At 54.3% G+C, this 17,632-nt stretch carries 15 protein-coding genes and 4 pseudogenes; 6 read left to right on the top strand and 13 right to left on the bottom strand.

Going from position 1 to position 17,632, the window contains the following annotated elements; all coding sequences use genetic code 11:
• Window positions 1-21: 21 nt before the first annotated feature.
• Window positions 22-924: a 30S ribosomal protein S6--L-glutamate ligase gene (gene rimK, locus ACOKCT_RS02255; RefSeq protein ID WP_263951067.1), complete on the bottom strand. Its 903-nt coding sequence runs from the start codon at window positions 922-924 to the stop codon at window positions 22-24.
• 72 nt (window positions 925-996) lie between these two features.
• On the bottom strand, window positions 997-1,719 hold the full coding sequence (gene nfsA, locus ACOKCT_RS02260) for an oxygen-insensitive NADPH nitroreductase (RefSeq protein WP_103178856.1): 723 nt from the start codon (window positions 1,717-1,719) through the stop codon (window positions 997-999).
• A gap of 181 nt (window positions 1,720-1,900) precedes the next feature.
• Here nfsA and ACOKCT_RS02265 point away from each other — a divergent pair, with 181 nt between their 5' ends.
• The gene (locus tag ACOKCT_RS02265) at window positions 1,901-2,170 is read left to right on the top strand and encodes a GrxA family glutaredoxin (protein WP_159339230.1); all 270 of its coding nucleotides are present in this window, start codon (window positions 1,901-1,903) and stop codon (window positions 2,168-2,170) included.
• A gap of 13 nt (window positions 2,171-2,183) precedes the next feature.
• Here ACOKCT_RS02265 and ACOKCT_RS02270 read toward each other — a convergent pair whose 3' ends face one another.
• Window positions 2,184-2,573 (bottom strand): inner membrane protein YbjM, encoded by a 390-nt coding sequence (locus ACOKCT_RS02270; RefSeq protein ID WP_103178854.1) that lies wholly within the window; start codon window positions 2,571-2,573, stop codon window positions 2,184-2,186.
• Window positions 2,574-2,846: 273 nt separating this feature from the next.
• Here ACOKCT_RS02270 and ACOKCT_RS02275 point away from each other — a divergent pair, with 273 nt between their 5' ends.
• On the top strand, window positions 2,847-4,532 hold the full coding sequence (locus ACOKCT_RS02275; RefSeq protein WP_103178853.1) for an aspartate:alanine antiporter: 1,686 nt from the start codon (window positions 2,847-2,849) through the stop codon (window positions 4,530-4,532).
• Window positions 4,533-4,830: 298 nt separating this feature from the next.
• Here ACOKCT_RS02275 and ACOKCT_RS02280 read toward each other — a convergent pair.
• Window positions 4,831-4,955 (bottom strand): annotated as a pseudogene (locus tag ACOKCT_RS02280) (phage virion morphogenesis protein); the annotation flags it as partial.
• Here ACOKCT_RS02280 and ACOKCT_RS02285 point away from each other — a divergent pair.
• Both ACOKCT_RS02285 and ACOKCT_RS02290 read left to right on the top strand, forming a co-directional pair.
• Window positions 4,942-5,984 (top strand): annotated as a pseudogene (locus tag ACOKCT_RS02285) (terminase large subunit domain-containing protein); the annotation flags it as partial. The pseudogenes ACOKCT_RS02280 and ACOKCT_RS02285 sit on opposite strands and share 14 nt — an antisense overlap.
• Window positions 5,984-6,998 (top strand): annotated as a pseudogene (locus ACOKCT_RS02290) (phage portal protein). The pseudogenes ACOKCT_RS02285 and ACOKCT_RS02290, both read left to right, overlap by 1 nt.
• 66 nt (window positions 6,999-7,064) lie before the next feature.
• Here the strand turns inward: ACOKCT_RS02290 and ACOKCT_RS02295 are convergent.
• The 4 genes and pseudogenes from ACOKCT_RS02295 to ACOKCT_RS02310 form a co-directional block, all read right to left on the bottom strand.
• Window positions 7,065-7,961, bottom strand: a complete 897-nt coding sequence (locus ACOKCT_RS02295) for a hypothetical protein (protein ID WP_420193122.1) — start codon at window positions 7,959-7,961, stop codon at window positions 7,065-7,067.
• Window positions 7,962-8,383: 422 nt separating this feature from the next.
• Window positions 8,384-9,061, bottom strand: coding sequence for a hypothetical protein (locus tag ACOKCT_RS02300; protein ID WP_269775778.1), 678 nt, complete (start codon window positions 9,059-9,061; stop codon window positions 8,384-8,386).
• Window positions 9,062-9,397: 336 nt separating this feature from the next.
• Window positions 9,398-9,586 carry a hypothetical protein gene (locus ACOKCT_RS02305; protein WP_269775779.1) on the bottom strand — a complete coding sequence of 63 codons (189 nt, stop codon included), beginning with the start codon at window positions 9,584-9,586 and terminating at the stop codon, window positions 9,398-9,400.
• Between the two features lie 155 nt (window positions 9,587-9,741).
• Window positions 9,742-10,298, bottom strand: a pseudogene (locus ACOKCT_RS02310) (replication endonuclease); the annotation flags it as partial.
• A gap of 316 nt (window positions 10,299-10,614) precedes the next feature.
• Between ACOKCT_RS02310 and ACOKCT_RS02315 the strand changes: the two are divergent.
• Together ACOKCT_RS02315 and ACOKCT_RS02320 are read left to right on the top strand one after the other, a co-directional pair.
• Entirely contained in the window at window positions 10,615-11,232 is a 618-nt protein-coding gene (locus ACOKCT_RS02315; RefSeq protein WP_114315504.1) for a hypothetical protein, read from the top strand.
• 233 nt (window positions 11,233-11,465) lie between these two features.
• On the top strand, window positions 11,466-12,002 hold the full coding sequence (locus tag ACOKCT_RS02320) for a sterol desaturase family protein (protein WP_114387566.1): 537 nt from the start codon (window positions 11,466-11,468) through the stop codon (window positions 12,000-12,002).
• On the opposite strand, the gene crtB is transcribed toward ACOKCT_RS02320, so the two are convergent.
• Genes crtB through ACOKCT_RS02345 form a run of 5 tightly spaced genes read right to left on the bottom strand, consistent with a single transcriptional unit; the run spans window position 11,941 to window position 17,455 of the window.
• Complete coding sequence (crtB, locus tag ACOKCT_RS02325; RefSeq protein ID WP_103178851.1) at window positions 11,941-12,867, bottom strand: 15-cis-phytoene synthase CrtB; 927 nt, start codon at window positions 12,865-12,867, stop codon at window positions 11,941-11,943. The two genes, ACOKCT_RS02320 and crtB, sit on opposite strands and share 62 nt — an antisense overlap.
• A complete protein-coding gene (locus tag ACOKCT_RS02330) occupies window positions 12,864-14,342 on the bottom strand; it encodes a phytoene desaturase (RefSeq protein ID WP_420193123.1) in 1,479 nt (492 codons plus the stop codon). The genes crtB and ACOKCT_RS02330 overlap by 4 nt, the downstream gene beginning before the upstream one ends.
• The gene (gene crtY / locus ACOKCT_RS02335) at window positions 14,335-15,510 is read right to left on the bottom strand and encodes a lycopene beta-cyclase CrtY (protein ID WP_420193124.1); all 1,176 of its coding nucleotides are present in this window, start codon (window positions 15,508-15,510) and stop codon (window positions 14,335-14,337) included. The genes ACOKCT_RS02330 and crtY overlap by 8 nt, the downstream gene beginning before the upstream one ends.
• On the bottom strand, window positions 15,510-16,538 hold the full coding sequence (gene fni / locus ACOKCT_RS02340) for a type 2 isopentenyl-diphosphate Delta-isomerase (RefSeq protein WP_103178848.1): 1,029 nt from the start codon (window positions 16,536-16,538) through the stop codon (window positions 15,510-15,512). The genes crtY and fni overlap by 1 nt, the downstream gene beginning before the upstream one ends.
• Entirely contained in the window at window positions 16,535-17,455 is a 921-nt protein-coding gene (locus ACOKCT_RS02345) for a polyprenyl synthetase family protein (RefSeq protein ID WP_420193125.1), read from the bottom strand. Before ACOKCT_RS02345 ends, fni begins: the two co-directional genes overlap by 4 nt.
• Window positions 17,456-17,632 lie beyond the last annotated feature (177 nt).

A 17,632-nucleotide genomic window follows, 5' to 3' on the forward strand; every position in this document is an offset into this window, starting at 1 on the left:
CCACACGGCGCGGCAGGCCAGTTATCCGCCCGTTTTCAGGCAAAACTCCGGCGTGGCATGGCGTTCAATCCAGCCGATCATCTTCCCGGCGATATCAATCCCGGTGGTTTTCTCAATGCCTTCCAGCCCTGGCGAGGCGTTGACTTCCATCACCAGCGGCCCTCTGTCGGCGCGTAAGATATCGACCCCGGCAACGTCCAGCCCCAGGGTTCTGGCGGCCAGCAGGGCCATCTCCCGCTCGCGTGGGGTGATCTCCACCACCCGGGCTACGCCGCCCCGATGCAGGTTAGAGCGAAAATCGCCCTCTTTCGCCTGACGCTCAATGGACGCAACCACTTCATCGCCCACCACCAGGCAGCGAATATCGCGCCCTTTCGCCTCTTTAACGTACTCCTGCACCAGAATGTGCGCGTTCAGGCCGCGAAACGCATCCACCACGCTCTCTGCCGCCTGGCGGGTTTCGGCCAGCACCACGCCAATGCCCTGGGTGCCTTCAACCAGTTTCACCACCAATGGCGCGCCGCCGACCATCTCGATCAGATCGTGGGTGTCGTCGGGCGAATGGGCAATACCGGTGATCGGCAGGTCGATTCCCTGGCGGGCCAGCAGTTGCAGGGAGCGTAGTTTGTCACGCGCCCGGGTGATCGCCACGGATTCATTCAGCGGATAACTGCCGAGCAGCTCAAACTGGCGCAGCGCGGCGGTGCCATAAAAGGTGATAGCCGAGCCAATGCGCGGAATAACCGCGTCAAAATGCGGCAGCTGGCGCCCTTTATAGTGAATAGAAGATGCCGCCGGGCTGATATTCATATAGCAGGACAGCGGATCGAGGATTTCCACCAGATGGCCGCGCTGCTGCGCCGCTTCACGCAGGCGTTTACACGACCAGAGCGTTCCATCCCGGGACAATATGGCAATTTTCACCCTGCACCTCTCAGACATGATCTGGTAAAAGCCTGCGTATCATACACGCAGGCAGGCGCAGGATGAATGGACTTATCGCGTCGCCCAGCCCTGTTTGTGCAAATAGTCGAGAATAAACGGACGATTTTCTTTGATAATGGTGCGCCGGATATGGTCGCTCCAGGTGTCGCGGCGGTTATTGGTCGCGCGGCTGAGGTAGTAGTTCGCCAGCTCCTCGTCGTACTGCGCCAGCACCGCTTTATCGACCGGTTGGTAGTGGTTTTCATGCATCACCATCGCCGCAGGCAGGCGCGGCTTGACGTCCGGGTTATCCGCAGGCCAGCCCAGGCAGAGGCCAAACAGCGGCAGGACGTGCTTCGGCAGCTGCAGCAGCTCGGTCACCGCCTCAATGCTGTTGCGGATGCCGCCAATGTAAACCCCGCCCAGCCCCAGCGACTCCGCCGCGGTCATGGCGTTCTGCGCCAGCATTGCGGTATCCACCACGCCCAACAGGAGCTGCTCGGCGAGTCCCAGCTGTGCTTCGGGGCAAATTTGCAGATGGCGGTTGAAGTCGGCGCAGAAGACCCAGAACTCCGCCGCCTCGGCCACGTGCTTCTGCCCGCCGGTGAGGGTCACCAGCTGTTCACGCATCGCGGGGTCGGTGATGCGGATGATGGAGCTGCACTGGAGGAAGCTGGAGCTGGAGGTTCCCTGCGCGCCGGCAAGAATGGCCTCACGCTGGGCATCGCTGATGGGTTGATCGGTAAAATGGCGAATGGAACGGTGGGAACGAAGCAGATCAATTACGGGCGTCATGCGGTCTCTCTGTACGGGCGTTAATGACAATATCGCCAGTATAGGCAAAGAAAAGGCGGCTGTAATTGGCGAAACATAGCCTGGAGGTATCAATGTAACAGGCAGAACCTGCTTTTCATTACCGATAGTTATCGGCAATATAGCGTCATTCGCCGTCAGGCTTCGTTTCAGGAGAGAGAATATGTTTGCAGTAATTTTTGGACGTCCAGGCTGCCCTTACTGTGTGCGCGCTAAAGATCTGGCAGAAAAACTGACCGCCGAGCGTGATGATTTTAACTACCGCTACGTGGACATTCATGCCGAAGGCATCACCAAAGCCGATCTGGAAAAAACCGTCGGTAAGCCGGTTGAAACCGTACCGCAGATCTTCCTCGATCAGAACCACATCGGCGGCTTTACCGATTTTGAAGCCTATGCCAAAGCACACCTCGGGCTGTTTGCTGCCCAGTAAGCCTTTCTCGCCCTCACTCTGAGGGCGTTTTTATTCTTGCCCGGCGGTTCTCCAGCGCCCGGCGCACGAACAGAAAGAACAGCGCCCCCAACGCACACCAGAAGACCCCACTTAACAGCCAGGCCATCTCCTGCACAATCGTGCGTGAAGGGATAAAGACCAGACGCATCACCACCAGACAGAGGGGCGCGGCGAGTATTGCGCCGAGCAGCGGCCGGATGACCTCTCCTCCGCGGGAGACAAAACTGGCGGCAGCACCGGGCAAGGTGAAGAACAATAATCCCAGCTCAGGACGCCCGGCGGCAATAAATGCCCCCCTTACGTTGAACGTCAGGCAGATGCACACGCCGGTGAAAAGTAAAAAACAGCAAGCCACCCCAAACCAGTTACGTTTAATATTCAAATCGTCCCCCTACAGCGCGGGCAAATTCATTTTTCGTCCACTGGACGCACAATCAGATGGTTTATATGGCATTCCATGCCTGAACGGCGCGTCGTTACGCAATCACGAGCAGATGTTGCTGTCTGTTATAAATAAAGTAATAGTTTGGTATTATTATTCGATATATATTATAGTGTGCGGCCGGGAGCCGCAGCGCTCCTCAACACCGGGAAAACAGTAGCCTAAATCACCTGTCCCTTCAACCACTTACTGGTAAACAAGAAGTTATCCTTCGTGAACATAAACGTCGCAGAATTGTTAAACGGGAATTACATCCTGCTATTATTTGTGGTACTGGCGCTGGGCCTGTGCCTGGGTAAATTACGCCTGGGATCAATCCAACTTGGTAATTCTATTGGCGTTTTAGTCGTCTCGTTATTATTAGGCCAGCAGCATTTCAGTATTAACACGGATGCCCTTAATCTGGGCTTTATGCTGTTTATTTTTTGCGTCGGTGTTGAAGCCGGACCTAACTTTTTTTCTATTTTCTTCCGCGACGGCAAAAATTACCTGATGCTGGCGCTGGTGATGGTCGGCAGCGCCCTGCTGATTGCGTTAGGCTTAGGCAAACTGTTTGGCTGGGATATCGGCCTGACGGCGGGCATGCTGGCCGGCTCGATGACCTCCACGCCGGTGCTGGTTGGCGCGGGGGATACGCTGCGCCATCTGGGGCTGGATAACGCCCAGCTCTCTATGGCGTTAGATCACCTCAGCCTTGGCTATGCCCTGACCTATCTGATTGGTCTGGTGAGCCTGATCGTGGGCGCACGCTATCTGCCGAAGTTACAGCATCAGGATCTGCAGACCAGCGCCCAGCAAATCGCCCGCGAACGCGGTCTGGATACGGACAGCAAACGCAAAGTCTACCTCCCGGTGATCCGCGCCTACCGTGTCGGCCCGGAGCTGGTGGCCTGGGCAGACGGTAAAAACCTGCGCGAGCTGGGCATTTATCGCCAGACCGGCTGCTATATCGAACGCATCCGCCGTAACGGCATTCTGGCGAACCCGGACGGCGACGCGGTGTTGCAGATGGGTGACGATATCGCCCTGGTGGGTTATCCGGATGCGCACGCCCGTCTCGACCCGAGCTTCCGTAACGGCAAAGAGGTCTTCGACCGCGACCTGCTGGACATGCGCATCGTCACCGAAGAGATCGTGGTGAAAAACCACAACGCCGTGGGCCGCCGCCTGGGGCAGCTTAAACTGACCGACCACGGCTGCTTCCTCAACCGGGTGATCCGCAGCCAGATTGAGATGCCTATCGATGACAACATCGTGCTGAACAAAGGCGACGTGTTGCAGGTGAGCGGCGACACGCGCCGCGTGAAGACCGTTGCCGACCGCATCGGCTTTATCTCCATTCACAGCCAGGTGACCGACCTGCTCGCCTTCTGCGCCTTCTTTATCGTCGGCCTGATGATTGGGATGATCACCTTCCAGTTCAGCAATTTCAGCTTTGGCATCGGCAACGCCGCCGGCCTGCTGTTTGCCGGGATCATGCTCGGCTTCCTGCGCGCTAACCACCCCACCTTCGGCTATATCCCCCAGGGCGCGCTGAACATGGTGAAAGAGTTTGGCCTGATGGTGTTTATGGCGGGCGTCGGCTTAAGCGCAGGTAGCGGCATTGGCCACAGCCTGGGCGCGGTGGGCTGGCAGATGCTGGTGGCAGGGCTGATCGTCAGCCTGGTGCCGGTGGTGATCTGTTTCCTGTTCGGTGCCTACGTGCTGCGTATGAACCGCGCCATGCTGTTTGGCGCCATGATGGGGGCGCGAACCTGTGCGCCTGCAATGGAAATCATCAGCGATACCGCGCGCAGCAACATTCCGGCGCTGGGCTACGCGGGCACCTATGCCATCGCTAACGTATTGTTAACCCTCGCGGGGACGCTAATCATCATCATCTGGCCGGGTCTGGGATAAAAAATTTTTGCGCAATGACGAAAAAATTTTCGCTATGCGCAGAACTTTTCTGCCAGACGTCAGTCATAACTATTGCCACTGCTTTTCTTTGATGTCCCCAATTTGTGGAGCCCATCAACCCCGCCGTTTTGGTTCAAGGTTGATGGGTTTTTTGTTGTCTTGAATTTATAATTTTACAAATAAATCACTTAAGCTATTGAATTGCGGCTCCTTCGCCAACATCTGGCGCTAATACGGCCTTTCTTGTTGCCGGTCGTGGCCTACGCAACTCCTAACCGCTACCATCGGAATCAAGCTACAGCCTGATATTGTGTTGCTGAGTGCGGCATATCTCTTGCGCCAATTGCTCCATCATACGACCGTGTGAAGCAGGAGCGAGATTCGTAGCAACGCCGCCAACCAATCCACCACCAACGTCCGCACAGCGCAGAGCTACCACTGCAATCTGTAACTAGATAATATTTTTGGATACCGAAATTCCAGGAGCTGCGCAAAGTGGCCTCCGGGATGGCCATTCACAAAAAATAGCGGCAGACCTACTTTTCCACACCGTCCAGCCTGACCCACAGCGCCTATCCGTTCTGGTCCGGCGCACTCTTCAACCGGGGCCACGCCAAAGCGGACAAGGTGGCTATTGACCTGACCCACAGCAATCTGGCCCCGGGCCTGCTCTGCCCGGACGGCCAGGACCGCCAGATCGTCACCGTGGAAGCCGCGGTGCGTGGTGGCTGTAACCTGTTTGGTATCGACCAGCTGCGCATGGAGTACAGCCCGGACGAATACCAGAACCTGCTGATGTGCAAGTTTATTGACGATCTGGCGTCAGTGTTCCCGCTGAGCGAGCTGCAGGCCTGCATGGTGGACAGCTGGGAAGTATGGTGCGATTTTCAGGCGCTGGCGCTGCGCCCGTTTGGCTGGCGCGAAGTCTGGATCGGCAATGACCCGGCGAAAGGTACGCAGAACGGCGACAGCGCCGGATGCGTGGTGATGGCACCGCCCACAGTGCCGGGCGGCAAGTTCCGCATTCTTGAGCGGCACTAGTGGCGTGGGATGGACTTCCGCGCCCAGGCTGACACGATCAAAAAGCTGACGCAGCAGTACAACGTGACCTATATCGGCATTGACTCGACCGACGTCGGCCACGGCGTGTATGAGAACGTGAAGGCGTTCTTCCCGGCGGTCCGGGAGTTTGTCTACAACCCCAACGTCAAAAACGCCCTGGTGCTCAAGGCATACGACATTATCAGCCACCGCCGCCTGGAGTTTGACGCCGGGCACACCGACATCGCGCAGTCATTCATGGCTATCCGGCGCGCCACCACCGCCAGCGGCAACCGCCCCACCTACGAAGCCAGCCATGCAGACCTGGCATGGGCAACGATGCACGCACTGTTTAACGAACCGCTGCAGGGCGAAGCCGCCAATACCAGCAATATTGTGGAGATTTTTTGATGGGCAAGAACAAGAAAAACCTTGCCGCAGTTCAGCGCAGCAGCGGCCCGGCCACAGAAGCATTCAGCTTTGGCGACCCGATCCCGGTACTGGACCGCCGGGAGTTGCTGGATTATGTGGAGTGCGTGCAAATGGACCGCTGGTATGAACCGCCGGTGAGTTTTGACGGGCTGCGCGCACCTATCGCGCGGCGGTGCATCACAGCTCCCCGATTGCGGTGAAGCGAAACATTCTGACCAGCACCTTTATACCGCACCCGCTGCTGAGCCAGCAGGCATTCAGCTGGTTTGTGCAGGACTATCTGGTATTCGGTAACGCCTATCTGGAGAAACGGACGAACCGGCTCGGCGGTATTCTGTCACTGGAGCCGTCGCTGGCGAAATATACCCGCCGCGGCGTGGATCTGGATACTTACTGGTTTGTGCAGTACGGCATGACCACGCAGCCGTATGAGTTTACCAAAGGCAGCATTTTTTACCTGATGGAGCCGGACTTAAACCAGGAGATTTACGGCTTGCCGGAGTATCTGTCAGCCATTCCCTCCGCACTGCTGAATGAGTCCGCCACGCTGTTCCGCCGCAAGTATTACATCAACGGCAGCCACGCAGGGTTTATCATGTATGTGACTGACGCGGCGCAGAACCAAGAGGACGTGAATAATATTCGCGAGGCCATGAAAAGCGCCAAGGGGCCGGGTAACTTCCGCAATCTATTTATGTACTCGCCCAACGGCAAAAAGGACGGCATTCAGATGATCCCGCTGTCAGAGGTGGCGGCAAAGATGAGTTTCTGAACATCAAAAATGTAAGCCGGGATGACATGATGGCGGCGCACCGCGTTCCGCCGCAGATGATGGGGATTAGGCCGAATAATGTTGGGGGGTTTGGGGATGTGGAGAAGGCGGCTAATGTATTTGTGCGCAATGAATTAATACCATTGCAAAAAAGAATGGAAGAGGTAAACAAATGGATTGGTCAAGACATCATAAAATTTGAAGATTATACGTTAGGATAATATCTATTACCCCAGCGCATAATCCACAGAAAAGACTTAATGACTATGTTGACACCCTTTCTGAATTTATTTTTTATGTTCAGTGCGGGGTGTTATTTCAGGAGTGTTATCGCTTGGTGACACATACGTTCGCACTACTGTAGATGGCGACATATGCTTGTGCAGCAAACTACTTACAGGTTCACCTGTTTTATTCGATTGTTCAATTAATTCAGCTAGTAAATCACCTGAAATTGTTTCACCCTCAGCGGCAAGTACTGTTGTTGAAAGATGATACACAGCTTCATTTTCATCAGTTGTTCTGGTCATATCTTCGAGCACATCTGGATCTGTGCCAACCAGTTCCATCGCCATTCCCATACCCTCACCTTGTTCACCAAAATTATAAATAAACTTATCAGGGTATTGTCGTGACATAGTTAGTGCAAAGATATCCTCCCGTGTAAAAGGTAAATGATAACTATTGAAATTGATAAACTGTCTTCCATCAATTCTCATTTGAAAATGATAATGTGGAAAATCAGAGGCAGAATTTGGATGGCCTTTAAAATCTGACTCAGAACAATCAAATGTCCATTCAATATTCTTCCATTTTATAGTGTTAGATATTATTTTACCTTCCTTCATTTCAAATGTAATATCATTAATATTTACCAAAGGCTTTTCAATATTTGCACACCATCTCAAGAAAGCAGCGACATTGGTATATCCAAATTTTGAATATATTAATTTGATATCTTTAGGCTTAAACTTACATCGACGCAACAACCAGTGCAAGCAAGGTGCATCCTTACTAATGGTCGAGAAAGGCTTACCGCATAAATAACATTCATCGTTTCTGTACGAAGCTTCGAAACGACTGTATTCCTCCTGCGTTTTCTGATGCATCCTTTCATTCATGCTCTGAAGATCATCTTCACTTAAACTTGAAAACCGCTCCAAAACCCTCGACTCATCAAACATAACCTTCACCTATTTAATAAAGACAACTGTGCGTAATTTTAAAAAAATGCCAATTAACGCTCCGTGACGTAGATCCAAGAATGTTAACAATCTGTAATCATGGAATGCTATTGCTATAAATATATAGCCCTATGGATTTCTGATTCAAGGCCCTCATTCTCACTCCGCTAAAGTTTCACATACTTCATTGACTTAAAACTACATCAGGTGCGAATCACTTCAGCGCGCGCTCGTATCCCCGCCACGCCTGCCCAATTTATGTAGTAGTTTTCATGCATCAGCATGAACGATGGAAGGGCCCGCCAGCTTTGGGGGGCCAGAGCAAAAACGATCCTTGAAAGATCATGCGATTTCATGCGGTATAGACATGCATGTTTAGAGCAGACAACAAAAACTAGACTGACTAAATGCGCTTACCAAGTTCAGAAAGCAGCAGCTTTATCAAAACCAGAAATAACTGTATAAGAAATCGACGAATTGTCAGCTTTGTTTACTTTAAATTTGGCCCCTTTATAAGCCACTACATCACTACCCTTCGAATCTATAGAAAAATCAGTTGTGAATGCAGCACGAGCCATATCATTTGCAAACTCTCGATAGGTAAACTTCATGACCCCGCCGGCATTTCCATTGTATTCGATAGTTTTTACCAATGAATTGCTTACCCTGCACAGGCCATCAGGAACACGTTTGATAGAGATTTCTGCGGCAGTATAAGAAGTACCATTTGGTGGTGAAACCTCGTTTTTGGCAGCGTCGTAACTTACATAATCAACATAGCTTCCAATCTGTCCGTAAAGATTTTTTAACGCAACTGCTTGAGGGTTGTGATAATTACGATAAACACCATTGCCAACGCTGCAATAGCTTCCAGCAGCAACTGAAGACAACGCGCCATTGCCTGCGCCAAGTTCTAGTACATCCGTTTTGAACCCTGTTGCAGATGTAATGATAGGATCGCCCATATAAGCTGTAGCACTTTGCCCAACAGGAGGCTTAACTACTTCAATAGAGGTGACACTTGGGTTAGGAGAACGTGGTACGCAGCCTGTGAGTGCTACAGCAAGAGATATTGATAACAATACGTTATTAATTTTCATTTTTTTGCCTATTTTTTATCTTAACAAAAATAAGGCGATATCTGATTGACATCGCCCATCTCTAATATCTAACTCTTTTTAATTAGCTAAAACAAGTCTCTATCCGCGCAATCTTTGCAGCCAAATGTCGTTTACCCAAGTATGCTGCATGATCAGCATCACACTTTTTGGCATTTACCCCTTTAAATACCATGGCTCTGCTTTAGCGGATTCGGATGGCTGTTAATGGGAAAAGAGGTGAAAGTGTTAGTAATGATCGGATTTAAATGCTCTTAACAGCACCAGACAAATATTCTTATGTTTGTCGTTCATTACATCAAAACGCACAATATTTCCCTAACTGGTAACGTCCATTGTGCGGCTGTATTCATGGTTGCGAATTTTCGCCATCAGCTCGTCAGTCAGCTCAGAAACCCACTGGATAGCCAGCCGCTTTTCTTCTTCGCTGCAATCGCTTGCCGCTACCAGCTTTATGAAAAAATCAATGCGCTTAAGTTTCAATGACTCCAAAAGATAATTCTGCATTTTCCCTCCTGTTACGGCCACTTACGCAACATAGCTGTGTGTATACACACTGTATATATATACAGCATTGTACCAATTTATAAATGTAAAACGCTTTTTTGACCTTCAATAAGAAAGCCCTGATATGAGTCAAAAACAGGAAATTTTTTGGTTGGTCAGTAATACTGCCGCCACTTGTATCCTCACGCAGCCGCCCGTTCTGGTAAAAGATGCGTAACCTGCTCCCTGACGGAAGGCTGCCGCCGCGTACAAGTAAATTAACCTCGTATTCACTGCCATCGAATCCTCTGGACTGCAGTTCATACTCAAGTTGAAGGCGCTGCTGATCCGAAATGTTCTCTTTGTATACCTTTTTCCGCTTCGGTTTAACGAGCCTCAGCCTTGCGGGCAGCTCACGGCATTCTTTCCGGCCCATACTGTGCAGCCACTCATGCAGCTCCTTGTCATTCATGGATTTAATCTCGGGTAAATCCCCCCCTGTTTGGTTCAAATTTTCAACAGGGGGACAGTTATTGCCACGAGTCAAAGGGGCGCAAGCGTCCTGGTCGGCTGTCGCCTCCTGAAGGTCAACGGCTTTACGAACCATTTTCCACTTCACTGCATGAGTGCAGATCCGGCCCTCAATGATCGGGGACCAGATGCCATAAATACGAACCCCATGATCGCCGTAGGCGCTCGGCTCGTCGTTCAGCTCATAGGCAGTTCTGTTTAGGGCTGGATACCACAGAAGAATAAAACGAAGATTTCAAGGCTGTTTTGAGCCATCTTTATTTATTGACCAATGACCCCAGACTTTACACACTTATGTAAGTTCTGCGCAGGGTGCGGGAAGGAAAATATACATTCTCAAACCTAGTCACCCCGACGGTCGCGTAATGCTCTACATAAATAATAGCAAATTTACTAAGCACATTTTTGTTTCAATTAATAGCCATCAATTTACGCGGTAAAATAAACCTCATATTTTACTGATTTTTGCCGATAACCTCATCTCACCTTTCACTATATGCGCAAATTGAGGAATACGAATGAAAGTTGAAAGCAATTGGTTCGACGAACTTCTTAAAGTAACAATATACCGCGATCTCTTGTATCGGGCTTCTATCTGGACGCTATTTCCTTTAATAACGCTAATTATTAACTGGAGAAGCAATAATTATTCTGCAGCAGATTATTTAATGAAAGCTTATGCATCAACTATGCCTGCTCTGAATTTTGTTTTTCCGGTAAGCACAATTATGGTACTCATTGCTTTATATACAAAACACCGTGAGAGCATCTCTTCCCCAAAATGTCAGAATGTTAAAAAATTCTATCACACGTTCAGACGTTTCACTTCCGATGTCCTTATCTGGATAGCAGGTGCATTGACCGGTTTAACGCTTTTGACCTTTATCAACTTTGGCATATTGTTTTATGATAACCCTCAAGATTTGACAATAGATAATATCGTCAAACTATTTCTTTCACTGTTCATACTTTTAGCCGTCCTGGGTTATTGCTTAACAACTTATGTTGCGATAAGAAAAGAAAAGACTTTTCATTTTACGTCACCAAAATTAAACAAAGGATGGATTGTCACTGTTATTTATGGTGCTGCAATTGCAGTATGGTACGGTTACCTTAATTATCATAATATTCTTTAGCGACAGCCTATAAATAATGGCAACAACCTGGATCATCAGGACTGCATAACGCTGACTCCAGGTTATTTATTTAGCTTAAATGTCTTTATCACATCCTTTTGCCATGAGATGTTACAAGCGGTCATCGATTTTATTATCATAAAATCCGGTTCGCATACTTCGCCCCCCCTTCCTCCAATTACCTGTTACGCTTAATACCTGAGACCACAATCCCCCGAGCCCAAGGAGCCCCAATGCTCGCGCTGTACAACACCGTGATCGTGCTTTTAACCGTTGCCGCCATGGAACTCGTCGCCGCTCTTTCCCACAAGTACATCATGCACGGCTGGGGTTGGGGATGGCATGAATCGCACCACGAGCCGCGCACCAGCTGGTTTGAGGTGAACGATCTTTACGCCGTGGTATTCGCCGTGCTGGCGATTGTGCTGATTGCACTGGGAACGTGGGGCCTGTGGCCGCTGCAGTGGATTGGTGCCGGGATGACGGCCTACGGCGCGCTCTACTTTATGGTGCATGATGGGCTGGTGCATCAGCGCTGGCCGTTTCGCTATATCCCGCGCAAAGGTTATCTCAAGCGTCTCTATCTGGCGCACCGTCTGCACCATGCGGTGCGGGGCAAAGAGGACTGCGTCTCCTTTGGTTTTCTCTATGCCCCGCCGGTAGAAAAATTGCAGGCGACGTTACGCCAGCGCAAGGCGCGTCGCGCGGCTAGCGAGGGCGCTGCCAGAGCTGAGCCGGACGCGGCGACGGCGTCGCAAAACGAGAAGTAAGCGCCAGCAAGGCGCCTTTTAGCAGTAATCCCGATTTTTCCACCGAACTGGTGCCCTGTCGATTATCCCAGGCGCGGGCACCCGCCGCGCTCACCTTCACGCCAATTTCACGGTAGACCCCGTGCGCCGAGGCAATTGCCCATGCGGATCGCAGCGGTAGCCCGGCCAGACCTTGCCGGGCAGAGGCATAGTAAGGTTCGGCTTCGGCCACCAGCCTCTGGGCAATGCCTGCGAGGGGTTGGCGCATCTGGGGTGAGGTCATTGCCGCCGGGTCGATGTCCGCCTCCGCCAGCCACCGGGCCGGCAGATAGCAGCGACCAACCCGGGCATCCTCGACAATATCCCGGGCGATATTGGTCAGCTGAAACGCCAGGCCTAAATCGCAGGCGCGATCGAGCACCGCTTCATCGCGCACGCCCATCACCCTCGCCATCATCAGCCCCACCACCCCCGCCACGCGATAGCAGTATTGCAGGGTGTCATCGAAGGTCTCGTAATGGGTCTCGCGCACATCCATGGCAAAGCCATCCAGATGATCGTAAGCCAGCTGGAGCGGGATGTTGTGCCCCAGCGCCACCTCCTGAAAGGCGGCAAAGGCGGGTTCATGCATCTCGCCCCCCTCCCAGGCGCGCAGGGTCTGGCGTTTGAGCATCTCAAGACGCTGTTCTGCCGGGGTGAGCTCTACAGGAGTGACGTTAAACCCCAGCTCCTGCCCGTCGATCACGTCGTCGCAGTAGCGGCACCAGGCGTAAAGCATCAGCACGCTACGCCGGGTGGCGGGATCGAACAGCTTTGCGGCGGTGGCAAAACTTTTTGACCCCACGGCGATGGTGTCGGTGGCGTGATCCATCAGGGTTGTGTTCATCGGGAAAGCGCCTCCAGCATCAGTCCTGCCGTTGCTTTGGCCGAGCCAATCACCCCGGGAATACCGGCGCCTGGGTGGGTACCCGCCCCGACCAGGTAGAGGTTGGGGATGCGGCTGTCGCGATTGTGCGGCCGGAACCAGGCGCTCTGGCGCAGGATCGGCTCCACCGAAAAGGCGGAGCCCAGATGCGCCCCAAGCTGGTCGCGAAAATCAAACGGGGTAAACATGCGGTGAGTCACCAGTTGGCTACGCAGCCCCGGCATGTAGTGGGCTTCGAGATAGGCAAAAATCCTGTCGCGCAGGCGCGGCCCCTCAACGTCCCAGTCGAGATCCGCCGTCCCCAGATGCGGCACAGGCGCTAACACGTAGTAGCTGCCGCAGCCCGGCGGGGCCAGGGAGGGGTCGGTGACGCAGGGGGCATGCAGATAGAGGGAAAAATCCTCCGCCAGGGCGTTTTTATTAAATATCTCGTCGATAAGCGCTTTATAGCGCGGCCCGAAACAGACGGTGTGGTGGGCCAGATCGTGCTGCTTGTTAAGGCCAAAATAGAGCACAAACAGGGAGTTACTCATCCGTTTGCGCTTAAGCGAGGCCGCGCGCGCCGCCCCTGTGGGATGATGTCCCAGCAGCTTTTCATAGGTATGCACCACGTCGGCATTGGAGGCCACCGCCGCGACAGGGATCGTCCGCCCATCTTTTAGCGTGACGGTGCTGATACGATCGCCGTCTGCCTGCAGCCGGGTCACCTCCGCATTCAACTGTAGCTCGCCGCCCAGATCCTGGTAGAGCTTCACCAGCCCCTGCACCAGCGCCCCGGTGCCGCCCCGGGCAAACCAGACGCCCCACTCCCGTTCAAGGGCGTGGATCAGGGTGTAAATGGACGAGGTGGCGAAGGGATTGCCCCCCACCAGCAGGGAATGAAACGAGAACGCCTGGCGCAACTGTTCGTTCTCGATAAAGCGGGAGACCATGCTGTAGACGCTGCGCCAGGCCTGAAGGCGGGTAAGCTGCGGCCCGGCGCGAAGCATGTCGCGAAAAGAGAGGAACGGCACCGTGCCAAGCTTGAGATAGCCCTCGTTAAACACCTCCCGCGAATAAGCGTGAAACTTGCGGTAGCCCTCTACATCGCGCGGGTTAAATCGTCTTATCTGCTCTTCCAGCCGGGTCTGCACGTTGTCGTAATCAAAGACTTCTCCCGTCTCCCAGCAGAGGCGATAGAACGGGGTCACCGGCAGCAGCTCGACATAATCGGCCATGCGTTTACCGGCCAGGGTAAAGAGCTCTTCGATGGCGCTGGGATCGGTTATCACCGTCGGCCCGGCGTCGAAGGTGAATCCCTCGTCGTGATAAACATAAGCGCGTCCGCCGGGCTTATCCCGCTGCTCCAGCAGAAGCGTGTTGATGCCCTGCGCCTGTAGCCGAATGGCCAGCGCTAATCCGCCAAAACCGGCGCCAATAATCACTGTTTTATTCATGGTGAAACGCTCGCATCCGGGGAGTGAGTTTCAGTATGGCGAGCATCGCTTCGCCGACGGGTACCGGGGGCTTGCCTGCCAGGATCCGCGCTTTATCGGCCAGAGTAATGTTTCCGGCGTAAAAGCGGGCAATCAGCCCTTCGTTAAGAGAGTAAAACCGCTGCATCACCTGCCAGCGCTTATCGGCATCCCCCGCCAGGAAGAGCATGCGGTTGAGGGAGCGGAAAAAGCGCTGCTCGCGCCACTGGCGCAGGGCGTAGCGATGGATAACGGAAAAAAGCGCGGCTGCGCTGCTATCCGCGCTTGCGGCAATGGCCTCGGCCAGCGCCACCGCGTGGGGCAGGGAATAGCCGGTGGTGGCATGAAACAGCCCGGCGCGCAGGCCGCTGCTGGGCTGTTTGTCTCGCCCCTGCCAGAAGGCCGGGAAATCGCCCGCCAGCATAATGGGGAGGTCGCCCTGCTCTTCGCGCTCAAGATGCGCCAGCCCCCAGCCCTGCTCGCGGGCATAATCGGCGATGTTTTGCCGCGCAACGCCAGCATCCAGTCGGGCGGCGTCAACGTAGTGAGTATCTTCGATCAAGAGTTCGGTGGCGGAAAGCGGCAGCGTGTAGACAAAGCGATACCCGCCCTGCTGATTGACCGTGGCATCCATCAGGATGGGCCGGGTCAGGCCATGGGGCTCGCTCAGACGCCACTGCTGGCCGAGGAAAGACTGGCTGCCGGTAGTAAGATGCCTGTCCGCCATGTAGCCCCGACCATCAATGACCGCCCGGGCCTGGAGCGTGGTGCCGTCAGCAAGCGTCACCGACGTCGGGGTGAGCGCGGTAACTGCGACACGGGTATGCAGATTGTCGCCGCAGGTCGCGGCCAGCACCTCGGCAAAACGTTCGGAGGTGATGCTGAGATAGTCCCCGGCAAGGGTGCGGTTCAGGTCAGGAAAGCGGACGTCATACCCCTGCCAGCGGTGAGCCACCAGCGGGGCAACCCAGCGATGCTGTTCCGGAGTAATGTCGCCCTCGTGAAAAGACCAGGTGTGATTCCCGCCAGGCTTACTGTCGGCCTCAAGAAGCAGTACGCGCAGCGCCGGCTGTAGCTGTCGCAAGCGTAAGGCGATCAGCCCGTTGGCCAGTCCGCCGCCCGCTAAGATGATGTCCCATGCTGGCGCCATTACGTTTGCGCCACCAGCGTGGCCTGACGCAGCTGGGCCAGGTTTGCACTGCCGGTGCAGAAGCAGGCGACGCGCAGCTGGTCGATAATCACCTGAAAATGGTCGATAACCGCCTCGCTGGAGGTTAACGCGCTTTGCAGCACGCCGGCCGCCTGCCCCACCAGGCTTGCGCCTAAGCGGATCGCTTTTGCCACCTCAATGCCGTTGGCGATCCCGCCTGAGGCCACCAGCGGCATATCGGGCAGCGCCTGATGCAGATCCTGGAGCGCCGTTGCGGTCGGGATCCCCCAGTCGGCAAAGGCCATCGCCACCGCCCGGTCGTGGGCATTAACGGCGCGTTCGCCCTCAACCGCCGCCCAGCTGGTGCCCCCGGCACCGGCGACATCCAGCATCGCCACACCTGCCGCGACCAGCTTGCGGGCCACCGGTACCGAAATCCCGTTGCCCACCTCTTTGACCACCACCGGCACATGCAGCGCCTCGACGGTGCGATGGATGGCATCGATGACGCCGCACCAGTTGCGATCCCCGCCGTGCTGCAGCGCCTCCTGCAGGGGGTTAAGGTGGATGATGAGCGCATCCGCCGCAAGGGTCTCGACGGCCCGTTTGGCATAATCCAGCCCCTGTGGTCCCGCGATTTGCGCCGCGCCGAGGTTCGCCATCAGCACAATGTCCGGGGCAACGGCTCGGAGTTCGCGCGTCAGGCCATACCTGGCGTCACTCTCCAGCGCCACGCGCTGGGAGCCCACCCCCATCGCCAGCCCCAGCGTCTGGGCGGCGGTGGCAAGGTGTTGGTTAATCTGGCTCGCCCGGCGGGTGCCGCCGGTCATGGAGCTTATCAGCAGCGGCGCGTTCAGGGTTCGGCCAAACAGCGGGGTCGAGAGGTCAATCTCATCAAGATGCAGTTCGGGCAGTGCGCAATGCCCGAAGCGCCATTTTTCAAAGCCGCTGGTACACTTTTTTACGCCGGGCGTGCTGTTAAGGACGATATCGAGATGATCGCTTTTACGTTGCGACAGGCTGCTCATTGACACTCCGACAGGGATAATGACAGGCTCTGGCTGATAAGCGTCAGCTGTTTTTCAAACCAGATGTGAACATAGTAGCGGGTGGTATTTCCCGGCTGACAGGCGGTAGCAATATGCTGATCGGCGCTGCGCACGTGCTCGCGCAGCCGCAGGAAGACACTCTCTGCCCCGAGCACGGCAACCAGCGTCGATTTGTCTTTATCCTGATGCGGATCTTTGCCGTTGGCACTGGAGCCATCGGTCAGGTCATCAATCAGCTGGAAGGCCTGGCCGAGATCGCGGGCAAAAAAGCGCAACCGTTCGCTGACCGGAGGTGGCGCGTCGGCCGCAATCGCCGCCAGTTGCAGGGTGGCGTTAAACAGGCTGCTGGTTTTCAGCTCATTGGTCAGGAGGATCTCATCGGTGTTTCGGTTCTGGCGAGCCTCATTGAGATCGCGAAATTGTCCCTGCACCAGCCCCATATGCCCCACGGAGGCAGAGAGCTCAGCAATCGCCCGCGCTTTTGCCTCGTGGGTCAGCGAAGGCGTGCGGGAGATGACGCAAAAAGCGTGACTGAGCAGCGCCACCGCCGCCAGAATCGCCACGTGTTCGCCATACTGGTAGTGAACCGTAGGCCGCCCGCGGCGGAGCGTAGCGTTGTCCATGCAGGGCATGTCATCCAGGATCAGGGAGGCGACATGGACCATCTCAATGGCGCAGGCCAGATCGAGAATGCCCGTCGGCTCTGTTTTGTAGCCCATATCCCGCGCCGCCAGCAGCAGCAACAGAGGGCGCATGCGCTTGCCCGCGACAAGCGTGGCATCGCGCATGGCCGCATAGACCTGCCCTTCCTGCTCTCCCGCAGGCAAAAGTTGTTCGAGACGTTGCTCAAACGCAGACAGCAGCATTTTCACATCATCTTCATGACTGTGGGTCATAGTGGCTTCCCCGGTGTTATGGTGGCGACGTCCGCAGAAGAGGTAGAAACGCTTGCCGCAGGCTGGTTTACAAAGCGTAGCGTATCCTTCTGCGTTTTGTTGTCTGACGAAAAAAGAGAAAGCAGTAGTGGATTTTAATATTATTAAAATCAATAAATTATAGTAATACCAAAGAAG

The organism is Leclercia sp. M-A074-M, assembly GCF_965195605.1.
GTDB lineage: Bacteria > Pseudomonadota > Gammaproteobacteria > Enterobacterales > Enterobacteriaceae > Enterobacter.